This is a genomic window from Thauera sp. (genome assembly GCF_047601425.1).
In the GTDB taxonomy this organism is placed as follows: Bacteria; Pseudomonadota; Gammaproteobacteria; order Burkholderiales; family Rhodocyclaceae; genus Thauera.
The window spans coordinates 2,714,796-2,731,025 of sequence record NZ_JASGJL010000001.1 but is presented as its reverse complement, the minus strand read 5'-3'; the positions used below and the strand labels follow the sequence as shown (position 1 = coordinate 2,731,025).

The following is a 16,230-nucleotide window of genomic DNA, read 5'->3' as shown; positions in this document are numbered from 1 at the left end:
GGGGCTCAGAGCGGGCCGAAGGCGTCCGCGGTCTGGCTTTCGTCCTGCTGCTCGGGTTCGGCCAGGGTGCGCTGGAAGCGCGCGTCGACCTCGATGTCGAGCAGGTCGGTGCGCTCGACCACCAGCCGTACCTGGCTGCCCGGGATCTGCAGCGGCAGCGACGGGACCCGGAATACCAGCGGAATCTCGTTCAGGCGCACGACATTCTCGCGCAGCACCGTGGCATCGACTTCGCCGCGGCCGTGCTGGCGCAGCCAGCGCAGGCACCAGTAGCGCTCCATGCCGCGCTGGAATTCGGCGTATTCGGCATAGGTCAGCTCGAAGTCGCGCAGCGCCGCCATCAGGTCGGCCGACTTCGGCGCGAAGGCCGGCTCGGTACCTTGCAGTACCGAAATGATCTGCCACTGGTTGACCAGGTCGACGTAGCGCCGCAGCGGTGAACTCGACCAGGCGTAGCACCCCACGCCCAGCCCTTCGTGCGGCGCGGCGACGGTGGTCATGCGTACCTTGCCGCCGCCCTGGGCGCGGTACAGGCCGGGCACGCCGGCTTCGTCGAGCAGGCGGCCCCAGGTGACGTTGGCGTGGATCATCAGCTCGGCGACGAGCTTGTCCATCGGCGAGCCGCGCAGGCGGCGGCCGATGCTGACGAAACCGGGGCCGTCGGCGGTGTGCTGGTTCCAGTCGACGCTGAAGCCGAAGTCGATGCGGTCCTCGTTGCCGCCGGCCTTGCCGCGGCCGGCTTCGAGCACGGTGGCCAGATCCCACAACAGCGTCAGCTCGCGCTTCCACGGGAAATCCGGGCCCTCGCCATGCACGGTGTCGTCGTTGAACAGCGGCTCGATGTCGTGATGGCGCAGGTTGGCGGCGATCGGCACCATCTCGACCCGGCTCTCCTCGCCGACGATGGCCAGGCCGGGGGTGATGTCGAGGTACAGCGACACCGCCGGGCAGTCGCGGCCTTCACTCAGGGTGAAGGTCTGCACCACTTCGTCGGGCAGCATGGTGATCTTGCCGCCGGGCATGTAGACGGTCGACAGGCGGCGGCGGGCAATCGCGTCGAGCTCGGTGCCGCGGGCGAAACCCAGCGCCGGCGCGGCGATGTGGATGCCGATGCGCCAGCCGCCTTCGGCGCGCGGCGTGATCGAGAAGGCGTCGTCGATCTCGGTGGTCGAGGCGTCGTCGATCGAGAACGCGGCGACGTCGGCGCGCGGCAGTCCGGCCGGCAGCATCGCCGGGGCGAAGGCGGGGAAGTCGGCGCCCTCGGGGAAATGCTCGAACAGGAAGCGGTTGTAGTGGAAGTCGTAGCTCGAGCCCAGCGCGCCGCACTTCAGCAGCAGGCGCGCGGCCGACAGCCCGGTGTCGACGCAGGCGGCTTCGAGCGCCTTGATCTCGTTGCGGTTGCGGTCGGGGCGGTACAGCGCCTGCGGCAGCAGCGCCGCCAGTTCGGCCGGCAGCCGGCCCTCGACCAGTTCGGCGCGCATGTGCTCGATCAACGCGGCCTGCTGGCGCTTCTTCTCCAGGCCGGCGAGCGCTGCCTGCAGGATCTCGGCCGGCGCCTTGCGGAAGCGTCCCTTGCCCTTGCGGTGGAACCAGATCGGCGCCGAATGCAGGCGCAGCAGGAGGGTGGCGGCTTCGACCGCGCTGGGCGGGTGGCCCTGGTACTCGGCGGCGAAGTCGGTGAAGGCGAATTCGTCGTCGCCGCACACTTCCCACAGGAACTCGATGTCGAGTTCCTCGGCGCCGGCCTCGGCGCGGCCCAGCAGGTCGGCGGGCCCGGGCTCGCGGAATTCGAGCAGCACGTTGGCACGCTTGAGCTTCACCCGTTTGCCGTGGGTGTTCTCGACCTGCAGCGTGGCTTGGTTGTCGGCGAGGATGGTACCGGCCTTGAAGGCCCCGTCCTCTTCATACAGCACGAACATCGGCATCCGCCTGAAAAAAGCAAGCTGCGTAGTTTACTGGATTCGGGCGGCTTGCCCTAAAGCCGTGTCAACCGCCGTGCGGTGCGGCGGTTGCACGGGCGGATGTCAGCGCGGCCGCCGCGCGGCGCGCACCATGTCCACCGAATAGATCGCCAGCGCGATCCAGATCAGCAGGAAGCCGATCAACTGGCCGGAGTCGAAAGGCTCGCGGAAGATCCTGATTGCGATGATGAAGCCGAGGCTGGGGGCGAGGTATTGCATGAAGCCGATGGTCGCCAGCGGCAGGCGGCGGGCGCCGGCGGTGAACAGCATCAGCGGCAGCGCGGTGATGATGCCGCTCAAGGGCAGCAGCCAGTCGGCGATGGCGCCGGTGCCGAAGCCGAGCGATCCGCCGGCATGCATCCAGGCCAGCCCGGCGATGGCCAGCGGCGCGACCAGCAATGTTTCGATGAACAGCCCGCTGACGGCCTCGATCGGCGCGCGTTTGCGCAGCAGGCCGTACAGGCCGAAAGTGCCGGCGAGGTAGAGCGAGATCCACGGCAGGCTGCCGAGCTGCCATACCCGCCAGGCTACGCCGGCGATCGCGATCGCCACCGCGATGCGCTGCAGCGGGCGCAGGCGCTCGCCGAGGATGGCGGCGCCGAGGGCGATGTTCACCAGCGGGTTGATGAAATAGCCGAGCGTGGCTTCGAGCAGGCGGCCGGCGTCGATGGCCCAGATGAACACCAGCCAGTTGCTGGCGGTGAGCAGCGAGGTGAGTACCAGCAGGCCGAGCAGGCGCGCCTGGCGGCAGACCTCGCGGACGCGCGTGAAGCCGCCGGTGAAGGGCAGGAAGGCGAGCAGGCCGGCAAGGAAGAGCAGCGACCACAGAATGCGGTGGGCGACGATCTCGAACGGCGGGATGCTGCCGATGGCCTTGAAATACAGCGGCGACAGGCCCCAGATGGAGAACGCGGACAGTGTGGCCAATATGCCGCGGCGCCTTTCGGCCTGCTCGATGGCGGGAGTGGTCATGGGTGCCAAGGGAGAAAAGAGGAGCCGGACGCCTGTGCGGAAGTCAGGCCGGCCGCTGCGCGGCAGCGACCAGGGTGCGGGCCGGTACGCTGAAGCCGCCATGGCCGTCGGCATGGCTGGTCAGGTCGTCGGCGACGGCCGCGCGCAGGGCCTGCCGGGTGGCTTCGGGCAGGCGGCCGATGGCTTCGGCCGCGCCGCCGGCGAGATCGAGGAAAGCCTGCCAGTAGGCGTCGGCGCCGTCGAAGTGGCAGCTGAATTCGCAGGGGCGGATCTCGATGTCGACGAAGCCGGCCTGGGTGAGCAGATCCTGCAGCACCTGTGCTTCGCCGAAGCGGAACACCGAGGGCCGGGCCACCTTGGGCGGCGGCAGCAGGCGGGTGATGCAGTCCTGGGCGCGGTGGATCAGCGGCACGCTCTCGCGCGGCCCCCACACCGACAGCGCGACGCGTCCGCCGGGCACGAGCACGCGGCGCATCTCCGCCAACGCGCGTTCCGGGTGGGGAAAGATGAACAGCGCGAGGCCGGCCAGCACGCGGTCGACGCTGGTGTCGGCGAGGCAGAGGTGTTCGGCGTCGGCGGCGGCGAAGCAGGGCGCGTCGGCATGCCCGCCGCAGCGGCGGGCGCCTTCGGCGAGCATCGCTTCGGCGATGTCGGTGGCGAGCACGCTGCCGCCCGGCGCGACCTGCAAGGCGGCATCGCGCGCCAGCAGGCCGGGGCCGCTGGCGAGGTCGAGCACGCGCAGGCCGGGTTCGAGCGCGGCGGCGTCGAGCAGTGCCGCGGCCAGTTCGGCGCGCAGGTGGGCGCCGTCGGCATAGCGCGCGGCGATGCGGTTGAAGCCGGCACGCTCCATCGCCTTGAAGCGGCGGGCATCGAAACCGGCTGCGGAGGAAGGTTCGGAGGGCGAAGCCATGTCCGGCGAGACTATATCAGCGCCGGGTATCGCCGAGGCCGGCGAAATCGATGACGGCGTCGAGGTAGCCGTTCCAGCGCGAAAAGCCGTGGTCGCCGCCTTCGAGCACGGTCTGGCGGGCGCCGGCGTATTTCTCGACCGCATGGCGGTAATCGAGCACTTCGTCGCCGGTCTCGGCGAGCAGCCAGTAGCGCTCGGGCCGGCTGATGGCTGGCACTTCGATGGCATGCAGTTCGTCGATGTGGCCGTGGGTGAACTCGAAGCGCTCGCCGGTGTAGAGGTTGTCCTGGATGCCGACGTAGGCTTCCAGCGACAAGGGTGCAACGACTGCCGGATTGACCAGCACGGCGCGCAGGCCGTGGCGTTCGGCAAGCCAGGTGGCGTAGTAGCCGCCGAGCGAACTGCCGGCCACGGTCGGCACGAGGCCGGCCGCCCGGGCACGATCGATCGCGCTTTCGGCCAGCGCGATCGCGGCGCGCGGCGACACCGGCAGCTGTTCGCACCAGAAATACTCGCCGAGTCCGCATTCGATCATGCGCGCCTTCAGCGCCCGGGCCTTGATCGAGGCCGGCGCCGAGCGGAAGCCGTGCAGATAGACGATCATCGTGCAGCCTCCGTCAGGCTTCCGACCACTCCACCCAGCCGAAATACCAGGTTGCCAGCACGAACAGGCCGAAGGCGATGCGGTACCAGGCGAAGGCGATGAAGGTGTGGTTGGAGACGAACTTGATGAAGCTCTTCACCGCCCACATCGCTGCGGCGAAGGAGGCGACGAAGCCGACCGCGAACACCGGCAGATCTTCCAGCCGCAGCAGTTCCCAGTTCTTGTACAGGTCATAGACGGTGGCGGCGAACATCGTCGGGATGGCGAGGAAGAAGGAGAACTCCGCCGCCGTCTTGCGCGACAGGCCGAAGATCACGCCGCCCATGATGGTCGCGCCCGAGCGCGAGGTGCCGGGGATCATCGCCAGCGCCTGGGCGAAGCCGACCTTGAGGGCGTCGCCCCAGCCCATCTCGTCCACGTCGTTGATGCGCGGGTGGTAGGCGCGCTTTTCCACGTACAGGATGATCAGGCCGCCGACCACCAGCGCGGTGGCGACCGTGATCGGGTTGAACAGCAGGCCCTTGATCGTGGAATGGAACATCAGGCCGAGGATCGCGGCCGGCAGGAAGGCGACGAACAGCATGCCGACGAAGCGCTGTGCGGCCGGCTGCGTGGGCAGGCCGGTGGCGACCTTGATCAGGCGTTCGCGGTAGTCCCAGCACACGGCGAGGATGGCGGCCAGCTGGATGACGATCTTGAACACCTTGCTGGTGTCGTCGTTGTAGCCAAGCATGTCGCCGACGATGATGAGGTGGCCGGTGGACGATACCGGCAGGAATTCGGTGAGGCCTTCGACGATGCCGAGGATGAGTGCGACGAGGAGGAGAGGGAGGTCCATGCGGCTGAGGGGAGGGACTGGAGAGGAAGCGGGCGATTATAGCGTCCGGAATGTTGCACTGCGGCCGGGCTCAGGGCGATGTCATCGCTTCGAGCCGGGAAAGAAAGCTCATGGCGTGTTCCCTGTCACGGCCGCACATCTCCAGCGACGGCGGCAGGCTGCCGCATACCGCGGGGCGGCGCGGGTCGCCGAATAGGCGGCAGCGGTCGTCTTCGTCGAGCTGGATGCAGCGCATGCCGGCGGGTTTGCCGCCTTCCATGCCGGGAATCGGCGAACTGATCGATGGCGCGATGCAGCAGGCAGCGCAGCCGGCGCGGCACTCCAAGTCAGGCTCCGTCCTGCACGGCGTCCCACCACGCCAGGATGTCGTCGAGCTCGGGCTTCAGCCGGGCGTACTCGCCGCCGGTAAAAACCGTCCACTCGTCGAGGAAGCGCTCGCCCACGGCGGTCAGCAGCGGTACGCCGGCGAGCATCGATTCACCGATCTCGTCGCGCAGGCCGGCGCCCGACACTTCCTGTGAAGCGAACTTGTTGATGACGATGAGCTGGGCGCCGCGGCCGAGCGCCTTGCGCACCGCGACCGCGCCGCGCGCCAGTGCGTCGGGGTCGAGGCGGCAGGCCACCGCATCGCCGCTGCTGCCCGGGTCCAGCGACAGCGGGATGCGTTCGCCGGTCTCGAGGTTCTCGAGCTCCATGCCACAGCTGGTGGCGTTGGCGTCCGCGACGTCGTGCTGCAGGACGCCGCCCAGCTTCACCCCGCGCCCGGCGAGGCGGCGGGTCGCCTCGGCGAGCAGCAGTTCGATGTTGTCTGCGGGGGCATAGACGATGGCGGCGAGCGGGTGGGCGGTCATGGTCGGGCGCGGAAGCTGTAGGCGAAGGTGCGCCGCCATTGTCGCACCGCCGTGCCCGCGGAGGACGATGCGGGAGATAATGCGCGGCCTGATGAAAACGACCGACCACCCAATGAGGGCTGAACACCGGGGCGCACGCCGCCCGTCCGACGCGCGGAAAGCCGACGAGGCTTTCGGCGACTGCCTCAGTGCCGACCGCCCGCGCCTGCGGCGGCTGAGCCGCGAACTGGGGCGCCGGCCGGGCGCGGAGCCGAAGGCGCAGGAGCGGCATGCCCGCCTGCAGGCCGATCTGGATGCCCTGCTGGAGCGTTCGCGCGCCGCCTTCGCGACCCGCCGCGCGGCCCTGCCGGTGCCGGATTTCCCGCCGGAGCTGCCGGTGTCGGCGCGGCGCGACGAGATCGCGTCGGCCATGGCCGCGCACCAGGTCATCATCGTCTGCGGCGAAACCGGCTCGGGCAAGACCACCCAGTTGCCCAAGATCGCGATGACGCTGGGACGCGGCGTGGCCGGCCTGATCGGCCACACCCAGCCGCGCCGGCTGGCGGCGCGCGCCACCGCGAGCCGAATCGCGCAGGAGCTGAACAGCCCGCTCGGCCAGGCCGTGGGCTACAAGATCCGCTTCACCGACAAGACCGGCGAGCGCAGCCACATCAAGCTGATGACCGACGGCATCCTGCTCGCCGAGACCCAGACCGATCCGCTGCTCGCGGCCTACGACACCCTGATCATCGACGAGGCCCACGAGCGCAGCCTGAACATCGACTTCCTGCTCGGCTACCTGAGGACGCTGCTGCCGCGCCGGCCCGACCTGAAGCTGATCGTGACCTCGGCGACGCTGGACGCGGAGCGCTTCGCCAAACATTTCGCCGATGCCGCAGGCCGGCCGGCGCCGGTGATCGAGGTCTCCGGCCGCCTGTATCCGATCGAGCTGCGCTACCGGCCGGTGGAGAGCGACGATGCGGCGCCAGCGGCGGCGAGGGGGGAGCGCCGCCGGGAGGATGGCGGCAGGGGCCGCGACCGCGATCTGCTGGATGCGCTGGTCGATGCGGTCGACGAGGCGCAGCGCTGCGGGCCGGGCGACGTACTGGTCTTCCTGCCCGGCGAGCGCGAGATCCGCGAAGCCGCCGAAGCGCTGAGAAAGGCGCACCACCTGCCCGGCACCGAGATCCTGCCGCTGTTCGCGCGCCAGTCGGCGCAGGAGCAGGCGCGGGTGTTCTCGCCGTCCAACGGGCGGCGGGTGGTGTTGTCGACCAACGTCGCCGAGACTTCGCTGACCGTGCCCGGCATCCGCTACGTGGTCGATACCGGCCTGGCGCGGGTCAAGCGCTATTCGGCGCGCAACAAGGTCGAGCAGCTGCAGGTCGAGAAGATCGCGCAGTCGGCGGCGCAGCAGCGCGCCGGCCGCTGTGGCCGGGTCATGGACGGCATCTGCTTCCGCCTCTACGACGAGGACGACTTCAAGCGCCGCCAGGCGCACACCGATCCCGAGATCCTGCGTTCCTCGCTGGCCGGCGTGATCCTGCGCATGAAGTCGCTGAAGCTCGGCGCGGTGGAGGATTTTCCCTTCATCGACGCGCCCGGCTCGCGCCTGATCGGCGACGGCTATGCGCTGCTCGCCGAACTCGGCGCGGTCACCGACGATGATGAGCGCAGGTTGACGCCGAGCGGCATCGAGCTGGCGAAGCTGCCGCTCGACCCGCGCATCGGCCGCATGATCCTGGCCGCGCGCGAGCGCGGCGCGCTGGCCGAAGTGCTGGTGATCGCCGCCGCGCTGTCGGTGCAGGATCCGCGCGAACGCCCGCAGGACGGCCCCGGCGTGGCCGACCAGGCCCACGCCCGCTTCCGCGGCGGCGAGCAGGACCAGAAATCGGAGTTCCTCTGGTACTGGCAGCTGTGGAAGGCCTGGGACGAAGTGCAGCGCCACGAGTCGTCCAGCAAGCAGAAAGCCTGGTGCAAGAAACACTTCCTCAACACCATGCGGATGCGCGAGTGGCGCGACGTGTTCGCCCAGCTGCACACACTGTGTGCCGAGCACGGCTGGAAGGAGAACGACCAGCCGGCCAACTATGAAGCCATCCACAAGGCGCTGCTCGCCGGCCTGCTCGGCAACGTCGGCTGCCGCATCGAGGACGCCTCGGGGCAGCAGGCAGGCTCTTATCTCGGCGCGCGCGGGATCAAGTTCTGGCCGCATCCCGGTTCGGCGCTGGCGAAGAAGGCCGGCAAGTGGATCATGGCGGCGGAGCAGGTCGAAACCTCGCGCCTGTTCGGCCGCTGCATCGCCCGCATCGAGCCGGAATGGGTCGAGGAGGTCGGCGCCCACTTGCTGCGCCGGCAGGTGTTCGAGCCGCACTGGTCGAAATCGTCCGGCGCGGTGCGGGCCTGGGAGCGCGGCACGCTGTACGGGCTGGTGATCTATCCGCGCCGGGGCGTGGCCTACCGCGACATCGATCCGGCGCTGTGCCGCGAGCTCTTCATCCGCGAGGGGCTGGTGCAGGGCGAGATCGCCGACGGCGCCGCGCGCAGCATGGCTTTCCTGGCCCACAACCGGCGCCTGGTGGAGGAAATCGAACGGCTGGAGCACAAGTCGCGCCGTCCCGACGTGCTGGTGGACGAGGCTTTGATCGAGGCCTTCTACGACAGCAAGCTGCCGGAGGATGTCTGCGATGTGGCCGGTTTCGAAGCCTGGCGCAGGAAGGCGGAGAAGGCCGAACCCAAGCTGTTGCACCTGTCGCGCGAGCAGTTGATGCGGCACGAGGCCGAAGGCGTCACCACCGACCGCTTCCCGGCCGCGATGGAAGTGCTCGGCCAGAAGCTCAAGCTGGCCTATCTGCACCAGCCGGGCGAGGCCGACGACGGCGTGACGCTGGCGGTGCCGCTGGCGATGCTGAACCAGATTCCCGCCAACCGCTGCGAGTGGCTGGTGCCCGGCCTGCTGGAAGAAAAGGTCGCGGCGCTGATGAAGACCGTGCCGCAGAAGCACCGCCACCGCCTGCAGCCGGTGCCCGACAGCGCGGCGGCCTTCATGGCGGTCTATGAAGCGGGCGAGTTCGATACCGACGAGCCCCTGCTGAAGATGCTGCAGCGTTTCGTCGAGGAGCGCGTGCAGCTGAAGCTGCCGCTGGAGAGCTTCCGGCCGGAGAATCTGAAGCCGCATTGCTTCATGAACTTCCGCATCGTTGACGAGCACGGCCGGGTGATGGGGCAGTCGCGCAACCTGATGGAGCTGCGCGCACGCTTCCGCGAGCAGGTGGCGGCGCGCTTCTCTGCGGCGAAGATCGGCGGTGCGATGGCGGAGGCACTGTCCGGGGCGGGGGTGGCCGGACAGAGAGGGGAAAAAGCTGCGCAGCATTCCATGGCCGGCCGGGCGGGCGAGGCGCGAGCGGCTGCGGCGCCGGATGCGTCAGGGAAGGCCCCGGCGGACAGGATGGAGCAACAGGGGCGCGCCAAGCAGCGGCGCGCCGGGCCAGAGGATTCTGCAGCGGCGGCCGAAACCCCGGCGCCAACCCTCTCCGGCTTCACCGCCTGGTCTTTCGGCGATCTGCCCGAATTGCTGGAAGTGCGTGTCGCCGGCCGGGAAGTGATCGGTTTCCCTGCCTTGCACGACGATGGTGACAGCGTGTCGCTGCGCCCCTACGACACGCCGGAGGAAGCGGCACGGGTGCATCGGCGCGGCCTGGCGCGCTTGTTCGCGCTCAATCTGAAGGATCAGGTGAAGGCAGTCGAGCGCCTGCCCGGCCTGCGTGAGCTGGCCTTGCAGTACATGAGCTTCGGCACCGAGGCCGAACTGAAGGCGCGCCTGGTCGAGGCGACGCTGGCCCGCTGCTGCCTGCTCGACCCCATGCCTATGAGTGCCGATGACTTCACCCGGCGCTGCGCCGAAGCCAAGCCGCGTATCAGCCTGATTGCGCAGGAGTTCATGCGCCTGACCGGCCAGTTGCTGGCCGAGCATGCGGCCCTGCAGAAGCGCATGGCGGGCTTGAAGACCTTCCCGGAGGCGGTGGCGGACATCCAGGCTCAGCTTGTGGCGCTATTGCCGAAGGATTTCCTGCTGGCCTTCCCATGGGAGCGGCTGGCGCATTTCCCGCGCTATCTGAAAGGCGCCTCGGTACGGCTGGACAAACTCCGCAACAATCCGGTGCGTGATGCGCAGTCGATGGCGGAATGGAAAGGCCTGGCGCAGGCCTGGGAGCGGGAGTGCCAGGCTCGCCGCCGTGCAGGTGTGGAGGATCCGGCGCTGGAGGAGTTCCGTTGGCTGCTGGAAGAACTGCGCGTCGGACTGTATGCACAGGAGTTGCGCACGCCGATGCCGGTATCGGCCAAGCGCCTGCAGAAAATCTGGGACAGCCGGCCGCGTTGAGCAGGGCCGGCTGCCGTTTCGTCAGCGCAGCGGAATGACGATGGGCGGAACGTCGATGCCGATCACCACGGCGGGCGGAGCGCTGTGGCCGTAGGCCCGGTAAGGGCGATCGTAGTAGGAAGGTGGAGCGTAGTAGTGGTGGTGTACCTCGCGTTCGCGGATGCGGCGAGGCAGCTCGCGGATGACGATTTTTTCACGGTACACGCTGCGGCCCCGGTCATGGCGATCCCAGTTGCGGCGTTCCCAGCCGTGGTCGGGCCTGGGCGGATGCCTGTCGTTCCAGTGGCGATGGCCGCGTTCGGCCACTACCACCGGCGGGCCGGAAACGGCTTGGCCGGCAGCTGCGAAAAGTGTGCCGCAGATCAGGGTGGTGGCGATCCTGCGGGCAAGGGAGGGCGTCATGGGCTGCCTCGTTCAGTCAGGTGATCGGGGCCGCGCCCCGATATGGCTCCGGATAGTAGGCGAGATGCGGGCTACGGCGCAGAGGCGGAGTGTAAGCAGGCTTTGTCGGACAGCCGTGGGGATGTGCCTGTGTGAGGAGCCGCTGTCTTCTGGTTTCGATGCAGACTTTGATTTTTCAGCCGTTCTTGATAGACTGCCCGGCTTTCCTTGCTCCACCGGACCGCATGCCGGGGAGCTGCAACAACCAACCGCAAGGGAGTCTGCATGCGACATTATGAAATCGTCTTTATCGTCCACCCGGACCAGTCCGAACAGGTGCCGGCGATGGTCGAGCGTTACAAGACCATCGTGACCGGCCGCAGCGGCCAGATCCACCGCCTGGAAGACTGGGGCCGCCGCCAGATGGCCTACCCGATCCAGAAGGTGCACAAGGCCCACTACGTGCTGATGAACATCGAGTGCGACGGCGAAACGCTGGCCGAACTCGAGCACGCCTTCAAGTTCAACGATGCCGTGCTGCGCCACCTCACCATCAAGATGAAGAAGGCCGTCACCACGCCTTCGCCGATGATGAAGGAAGAGAAGTCGCGCTCGCTGAGCACTTCGTCCGAAGACAAGCCGGCCGACAGCGAAGCGGCTGCCGCCTGAGTTGCCTGATCCCGGGTTGAACGAACTGCGCCTCGACGCGCGCGTGGCAGAGTTGCTGCCCTTGCGTCGAACCCCTGCTGGTGTGCCGGTTGCAAGCTGTGTGCTGGCGCACGAATCGAAGCAGACCGAGGCGGGCCTGGCCCGCGACGTTTCGGTCGAGATGCAGGCGGTGGCGGTCGGCGATCTCGCCGGCGTGCTGGCAGCGGCGAAACCCGGGGCGGCAGTGCGGATCAGCGGCTTCCTCGCGGCGAGGAGCCTGCGCAGTCGAAGCCCGGTGCTGCACCTGAATACAATCGAATATCTGGAAGGAAACTGAAATGGCTTTCAAGCCCAAGTCCAAGTTCAAGAAGAAGGATGACCGTGGTGGTCGTGGCCTGTTCAAGCGCCGCAAGTTCTGCCGCTTCACTGCCGAGAAGATCGAGGAAGTCGACTACAAGGATGTGGACATCCTGAAGGACTTCATCACCGAAAACGCCAAGATCATGCCGGCGCGCATCACCGGCACCAAGGCGGGTTACCAGCGCCAGCTGTCGGTCGCCGTCAAGCGTGCCCGTTTCCTGGCCCTGATGCCTTACACCGACCTGCACCAGTAAGAGAGGAGCGAACACATGCAGATCATTCTTCTCGAGAAGGTCGTCAACCTCGGTGCCCTGGGTGACGTGGTCAAGGTCAAGGACGGCTATGCCCGCAACTTCCTGATCCCGCAAGGCAAGGCCAAGCGCGCCACGGAAACCAACCTGGCCGAGTTCGAAGCCCGCCGTGCCGAACTGGAACGTGTCCAGGCCGAAAAGCTGGCCGCCGCCCAGGAACTGGCCGGCAAGCTGGAAGGCGTGTCGGTCCAGGTCGCGCGCAAGGCCGGCATGGACGGCCGCCTGTTCGGCTCGGTCGGCAATGCCGACGTGTCCGAAGCGCTGGCTGCCCAAGGCTTCGACATCGATCGTGCTGCCATCCGCATGCCGGACGGTCCGCTGAAGCAAGTCGGTGAAGTCCAGCTCGAGATCGGCCTGCACGCCGATGTGCTGGCTACCATCACCGTTGCCGTGGTCGGCGATCAGCAGTAATTCCTGCGGGTTTTCTTGCGCAGATGAAAAGGGCTGCCTTCGGGGCAGCCCTTTTTGCTTCCTGGTCCAGTGTTTGTGCCTGGCATCGCCGCCGCGCTGGGAGGCAATGCGGGCGCGGCATCGAGTGAATAGAATGCGGGGTGCTGCTCCCCAAGGATGTTCGTGATGAGTTCTTCGTCTTCCGGTTTTCCTGATTACCTGCCTGATCCGCAGATCGCGCACATCAAGCTCCCGCCCCATTCGCTCGAGGCGGAGCAGTCGCTGATCGGCGGCATCTTGCTCGACAACCAGGCCTGGGAGCGTGTTGCCGACCTGGCCAACGAGGCGGATTTCTACCGGGACGACCATCGCCGCATCTACCGCCACATCACCAAGCTGGTCGATCAGGGCAGGCCGGCCGACGTCGTCACGGTCTACGAGTCGCTGGAAAAGAGCGGTGAGGCGGAGCAGGCCGGCGGGCTGGCCTATCTCGCGGAAATCGCCAACAACACGCCGTCGGCAGCGAACATCCGCCGTTATGCCGAGATCGTTCGCGAGCGGGCGATCCTTCGCAAGCTGGTGGCGGTGGGCGACGAGATTGCCGCGAGCGCGCTGAGCCCGTCGGGCAAGGACGCCAAGGCGCTGCTGGACGAAGCCGAGGCCAAGGTGTTCGAGATCGCCGAAGCCGGTGCGCGCCATGCCAGCGGCTTCGTCTCGATCCAGCCCATCCTGAAGCAGGTCGTCGACCGGGTGCAGGAGCTGTACGACCGCGACAATCCGTCCGAAGTCACCGGCGTGCCGACCGGCCTGGTGGATCTGGACGAGAAGACTTCCGGGCTGCAGCCGTCGGACATGATCATCGTCGCCGGCCGCCCGGCAATGGGCAAGACCACGTTTGCGCTGAACCTTGCCGAACACATCGCCATCGACCAGCGCCTGCCGGTGGCGATCTTCTCGATGGAAATGCCTGGCACGCAGCTGGCGACCCGCTTCATCTCCTCGGTCGGACGCATCGACATGCAGAAGATCCGCAGCGGCCGCCTGACCGACGACGACTGGCAACGGCTGACGATGGCGATGGGCAAGCTCTACGATGCGCCGCTCTACATCGACGAGACTCCCGGCCTCAATCCGATCGACCTGCGCGCGCGCGTGCGCCGGCTGGCGCGGCAGTGCGGCCGGCTCGGGCTGGTGGTGATCGACTACCTGCAGCTGATGAGCGGCACCCGGGAAGGCGACAACCGCGCCTCCGAACTGTCGGAAATCTCGCGTTCGGTGAAGTCGCTGGCGAAGGAGCTGCACGTGCCGATCATCGCGCTGTCCCAGCTCAACCGCAGTCTGGAGCAGCGCCCCAACAAGCGCCCGGTGATGTCGGACCTGCGCGAGTCGGGCGCCATCGAGCAGGATGCGGACATCATCATGTTCATCTACCGGGACGAGGTCTACAACCCGGACTCGCCGGACAAGGGCACGGCGGAGCTGATCATCGGCAAGCACCGTAACGGCCCGACCGGCACGGTGCGGTTGACCTTCATCGGCGAGAACACGCGTTTCGAGAACTACGCGGGGGGCCAGGGTTTCTGACGCTGGCCGGGGCACGATAGGGTAGAGCTGCGGGCGACGCCCATCGTTTGCGGGGAGTGGAGGTGGTCGGACGGTGATGGATTTGGCTTCGTTCAACCTGTGCGGTCCGCCCCATTCTGCGTCTGCTGCCTGGTGGGTTGCGAGCCTCTGATGGTTGAATAGATATTTCTGTTGCGTGTAGTTCTTGACGGTTTTGTGTTGGTGTCTATAATGCCGATCTTTCTCGCGGTGCCCGGGTGATTTTGGCGGGTGTTGCGGGGGTTGCGGTTGGTTTTGGAAGCGGTTTTTTTCGGGTTTTCTTTTTTTGTTGTGTTGAAGAAAGTTTCCCGGGTGGTTGACAGGTTGTTGGATGTTGATCATAATCTCGCTTCTGTGCTGACCGGCACGGATCTTTAAAAACTTGAACAACCGATAAGTGTGGGTGCTTGGTGGTTGTGGTCTCGGTGGCTTCGGCCACGGTTTCACAATGATTAGGTGCTCATACTGCAAGTCAGTATTTTGAGTACTTTGTAGGATTGAACTTAAGAGTTTGATCCTGGCTCAGATTGAACGCTGGCGGCATGCTTTACACATGCAAGTCGAACGGCAGCGCGGGCTTCGGCCTGGCGGCGAGTGGCGAACGGGTGAGTAATGCATCGGAACGTACCCAGTCGTGGGGGATAACACATCGAAAGATGTGCTAATACCGCATACGTCCTGAGGGAGAAAGCGGGGGACCTTCGGGCCTCGCGCGATTGGAGCGGCCGATGTCAGATTAGCTAGTAGGTGGGGTAAAGGCCCACCTAGGCGACGATCTGTAGCGGGTCTGAGAGGATGATCCGCCACACTGGGACTGAGACACGGCCCAGACTCCTACGGGAGGCAGCAGTGGGGAATTTTGGACAATGGGGGCAACCCTGATCCAGCCATGCCGCGTGAGTGAAGAAGGCCTTCGGGTTGTAAAGCTCTTTCGGCCGGGAAGAAATCGCATCTTTTAATAGAGGGTGTGGATGACGGTACCGGACTAAGAAGCACCGGCTAACTACGTGCCAGCAGCCGCGGTAATACGTAGGGTGCGAGCGTTAATCGGAATTACTGGGCGTAAAGCGTGCGCAGGCGGTTTGCCAAGACAGGCGTGAAATCCCCGGGCTTAACCTGGGAACTGCGCTTGTGACTGGCAGGCTAGAGTACGGCAGAGGGGGGTGGAATTCCACGTGTAGCAGTGAAATGCGTAGAGATGTGGAGGAACACCGATGGCGAAGGCAGCCCCCTGGGCCTGTACTGACGCTCATGCACGAAAGCGTGGGGAGCAAACAGGATTAGATACCCTGGTAGTCCACGCCCTAAACGATGTCGACTAGTCGTTCGGAGCAGCAATGCACTGAGTGACGCAGCTAACGCGTGAAGTTGACCGCCTGGGGAGTACGGCCGCAAGGTTAAAACTCAAAGGAATTGACGGGGACCCGCACAAGCGGTGGATGATGTGGATTAATTCGATGCAACGCGAAAAACCTTACCTACCCTTGACATGTCTGGAATCTTGCTGAGAGGCGAGAGTGCCTTCGGGAGCCAGAACACAGGTGCTGCATGGCTGTCGTCAGCTCGTGTCGTGAGATGTTGGGTTAAGTCCCGCAACGAGCGCAACCCTTGTCACTAGTTGCCATCATTTGGTTGGGCACTCTAGTGAGACTGCCGGTGACAAACCGGAGGAAGGTGGGGATGACGTCAAGTCCTCATGGCCCTTATGGGTAGGGCTTCACACGTCATACAATGGTCGGTACAGAGGGTTGCCAAGCCGCGAGGTGGAGCCAATCCCTTAAAGCCGATCGTAGTCCGGATCGTAGTCTGCAACTCGACTACGTGAAGTCGGAATCGCTAGTAATCGCAGATCAGCATGCTGCGGTGAATACGTTCCCGGGTCTTGTACACACCGCCCGTCACACCATGGGAGTGGGTTTCACCAGAAGTAGGTAGCTTAACCTTCGGGGGGGCGCTTACCACGGTGAGATTCATGACTGGGGTGAAGTCGTAACAAGGTAGCCGTATCGGAAGGTGCGGCTGGATCACCTCCTTTCAAGAGAAAA

14 protein-coding genes and 1 rRNA gene are annotated in these 16,230 nt (G+C 66.2%); 7 read left to right on the top strand and 8 right to left on the bottom strand.

Annotation, left to right across the window (positions count from 1 at the left end):
- Positions 1 to 5: 5 nt before the first annotated feature.
- The 7 genes from QM748_RS13290 to QM748_RS13260 form a co-directional block, all read right to left on the bottom strand.
- Positions 6 to 1,919 carry a ribonuclease catalytic domain-containing protein gene (locus QM748_RS13290; protein ID WP_415247404.1) on the bottom strand — a complete coding sequence of 638 codons (1,914 nt, stop codon included), beginning with the start codon at positions 1,917 to 1,919 and terminating at the stop codon, positions 6 to 8.
- A gap of 105 nt (positions 1,920 to 2,024) precedes the next feature.
- The gene (gene rarD, locus QM748_RS13285) at positions 2,025 to 2,933 is read right to left on the bottom strand and encodes an EamA family transporter RarD (protein WP_415247403.1); all 909 of its coding nucleotides are present in this window, start codon (positions 2,931 to 2,933) and stop codon (positions 2,025 to 2,027) included.
- A 43-nt stretch (positions 2,934 to 2,976) separates the two neighbouring features.
- Positions 2,977 to 3,843, bottom strand: a complete 867-nt coding sequence (locus tag QM748_RS13280; protein ID WP_415247402.1) for a methyltransferase domain-containing protein — start codon at positions 3,841 to 3,843, stop codon at positions 2,977 to 2,979.
- Between the two features lie 16 nt (positions 3,844 to 3,859).
- Positions 3,860 to 4,447 (bottom strand): YqiA/YcfP family alpha/beta fold hydrolase, encoded by a 588-nt coding sequence (locus QM748_RS13275; RefSeq protein WP_415247401.1) that lies wholly within the window; start codon positions 4,445 to 4,447, stop codon positions 3,860 to 3,862.
- 13 nt (positions 4,448 to 4,460) lie between these two features.
- On the bottom strand, positions 4,461 to 5,285 hold the full coding sequence (locus QM748_RS13270) for an undecaprenyl-diphosphate phosphatase (protein WP_415247400.1): 825 nt from the start codon (positions 5,283 to 5,285) through the stop codon (positions 4,461 to 4,463).
- A 70-nt stretch (positions 5,286 to 5,355) separates the two neighbouring features.
- On the bottom strand, positions 5,356 to 5,610 hold the full coding sequence (locus tag QM748_RS13265) for a YkgJ family cysteine cluster protein (protein ID WP_415247399.1): 255 nt from the start codon (positions 5,608 to 5,610) through the stop codon (positions 5,356 to 5,358).
- Position 5,611: 1 nt separating this feature from the next.
- The gene (locus tag QM748_RS13260; protein WP_415247398.1) at positions 5,612 to 6,136 is read right to left on the bottom strand and encodes a DUF2478 domain-containing protein; all 525 of its coding nucleotides are present in this window, start codon (positions 6,134 to 6,136) and stop codon (positions 5,612 to 5,614) included.
- A 112-nt stretch (positions 6,137 to 6,248) separates the two neighbouring features.
- Between QM748_RS13260 and hrpA the strand changes: the two genes are divergently transcribed.
- Complete coding sequence (hrpA, locus tag QM748_RS13255) at positions 6,249 to 10,493, top strand: ATP-dependent RNA helicase HrpA (protein ID WP_415248070.1); 4,245 nt, start codon at positions 6,249 to 6,251, stop codon at positions 10,491 to 10,493.
- A gap of 21 nt (positions 10,494 to 10,514) precedes the next feature.
- Here hrpA and QM748_RS13250 read toward each other — a convergent pair whose 3' ends face one another.
- Positions 10,515 to 10,895 (bottom strand): hypothetical protein, encoded by a 381-nt coding sequence (locus QM748_RS13250; protein WP_415247397.1) that lies wholly within the window; start codon positions 10,893 to 10,895, stop codon positions 10,515 to 10,517.
- A 264-nt stretch (positions 10,896 to 11,159) separates the two neighbouring features.
- On the opposite strand from QM748_RS13250, the gene rpsF reads away from it, so the two are divergent.
- From rpsF to QM748_RS13220, 6 genes are all read left to right on the top strand, one after another.
- Positions 11,160 to 11,543, top strand: coding sequence for a 30S ribosomal protein S6 (rpsF, locus tag QM748_RS13245; RefSeq protein WP_415247396.1), 384 nt, complete (start codon positions 11,160 to 11,162; stop codon positions 11,541 to 11,543).
- 1 nt (position 11,544) lies between these two features.
- Positions 11,545 to 11,859 carry a primosomal replication protein N gene (gene priB / locus QM748_RS13240; RefSeq protein ID WP_415247395.1) on the top strand — a complete coding sequence of 105 codons (315 nt, stop codon included), beginning with the start codon at positions 11,545 to 11,547 and terminating at the stop codon, positions 11,857 to 11,859.
- Between the two features lies 1 nt (position 11,860).
- A complete protein-coding gene (rpsR, locus tag QM748_RS13235) occupies positions 11,861 to 12,136 on the top strand; it encodes a 30S ribosomal protein S18 (protein WP_002933051.1) in 276 nt (91 codons plus the stop codon).
- 15 nt (positions 12,137 to 12,151) lie between these two features.
- Positions 12,152 to 12,604: a 50S ribosomal protein L9 gene (gene rplI, locus QM748_RS13230; protein WP_415247394.1), complete on the top strand. Its 453-nt coding sequence runs from the start codon at positions 12,152 to 12,154 to the stop codon at positions 12,602 to 12,604.
- Positions 12,605 to 12,760: 156 nt separating this feature from the next.
- Positions 12,761 to 14,167: a replicative DNA helicase gene (gene dnaB, locus QM748_RS13225; RefSeq protein ID WP_415247393.1), complete on the top strand. Its 1,407-nt coding sequence runs from the start codon at positions 12,761 to 12,763 to the stop codon at positions 14,165 to 14,167.
- A gap of 517 nt (positions 14,168 to 14,684) precedes the next feature.
- Positions 14,685 to 16,220, top strand: a 16S ribosomal RNA gene (locus QM748_RS13220).
- Positions 16,221 to 16,230 lie beyond the last annotated feature (10 nt).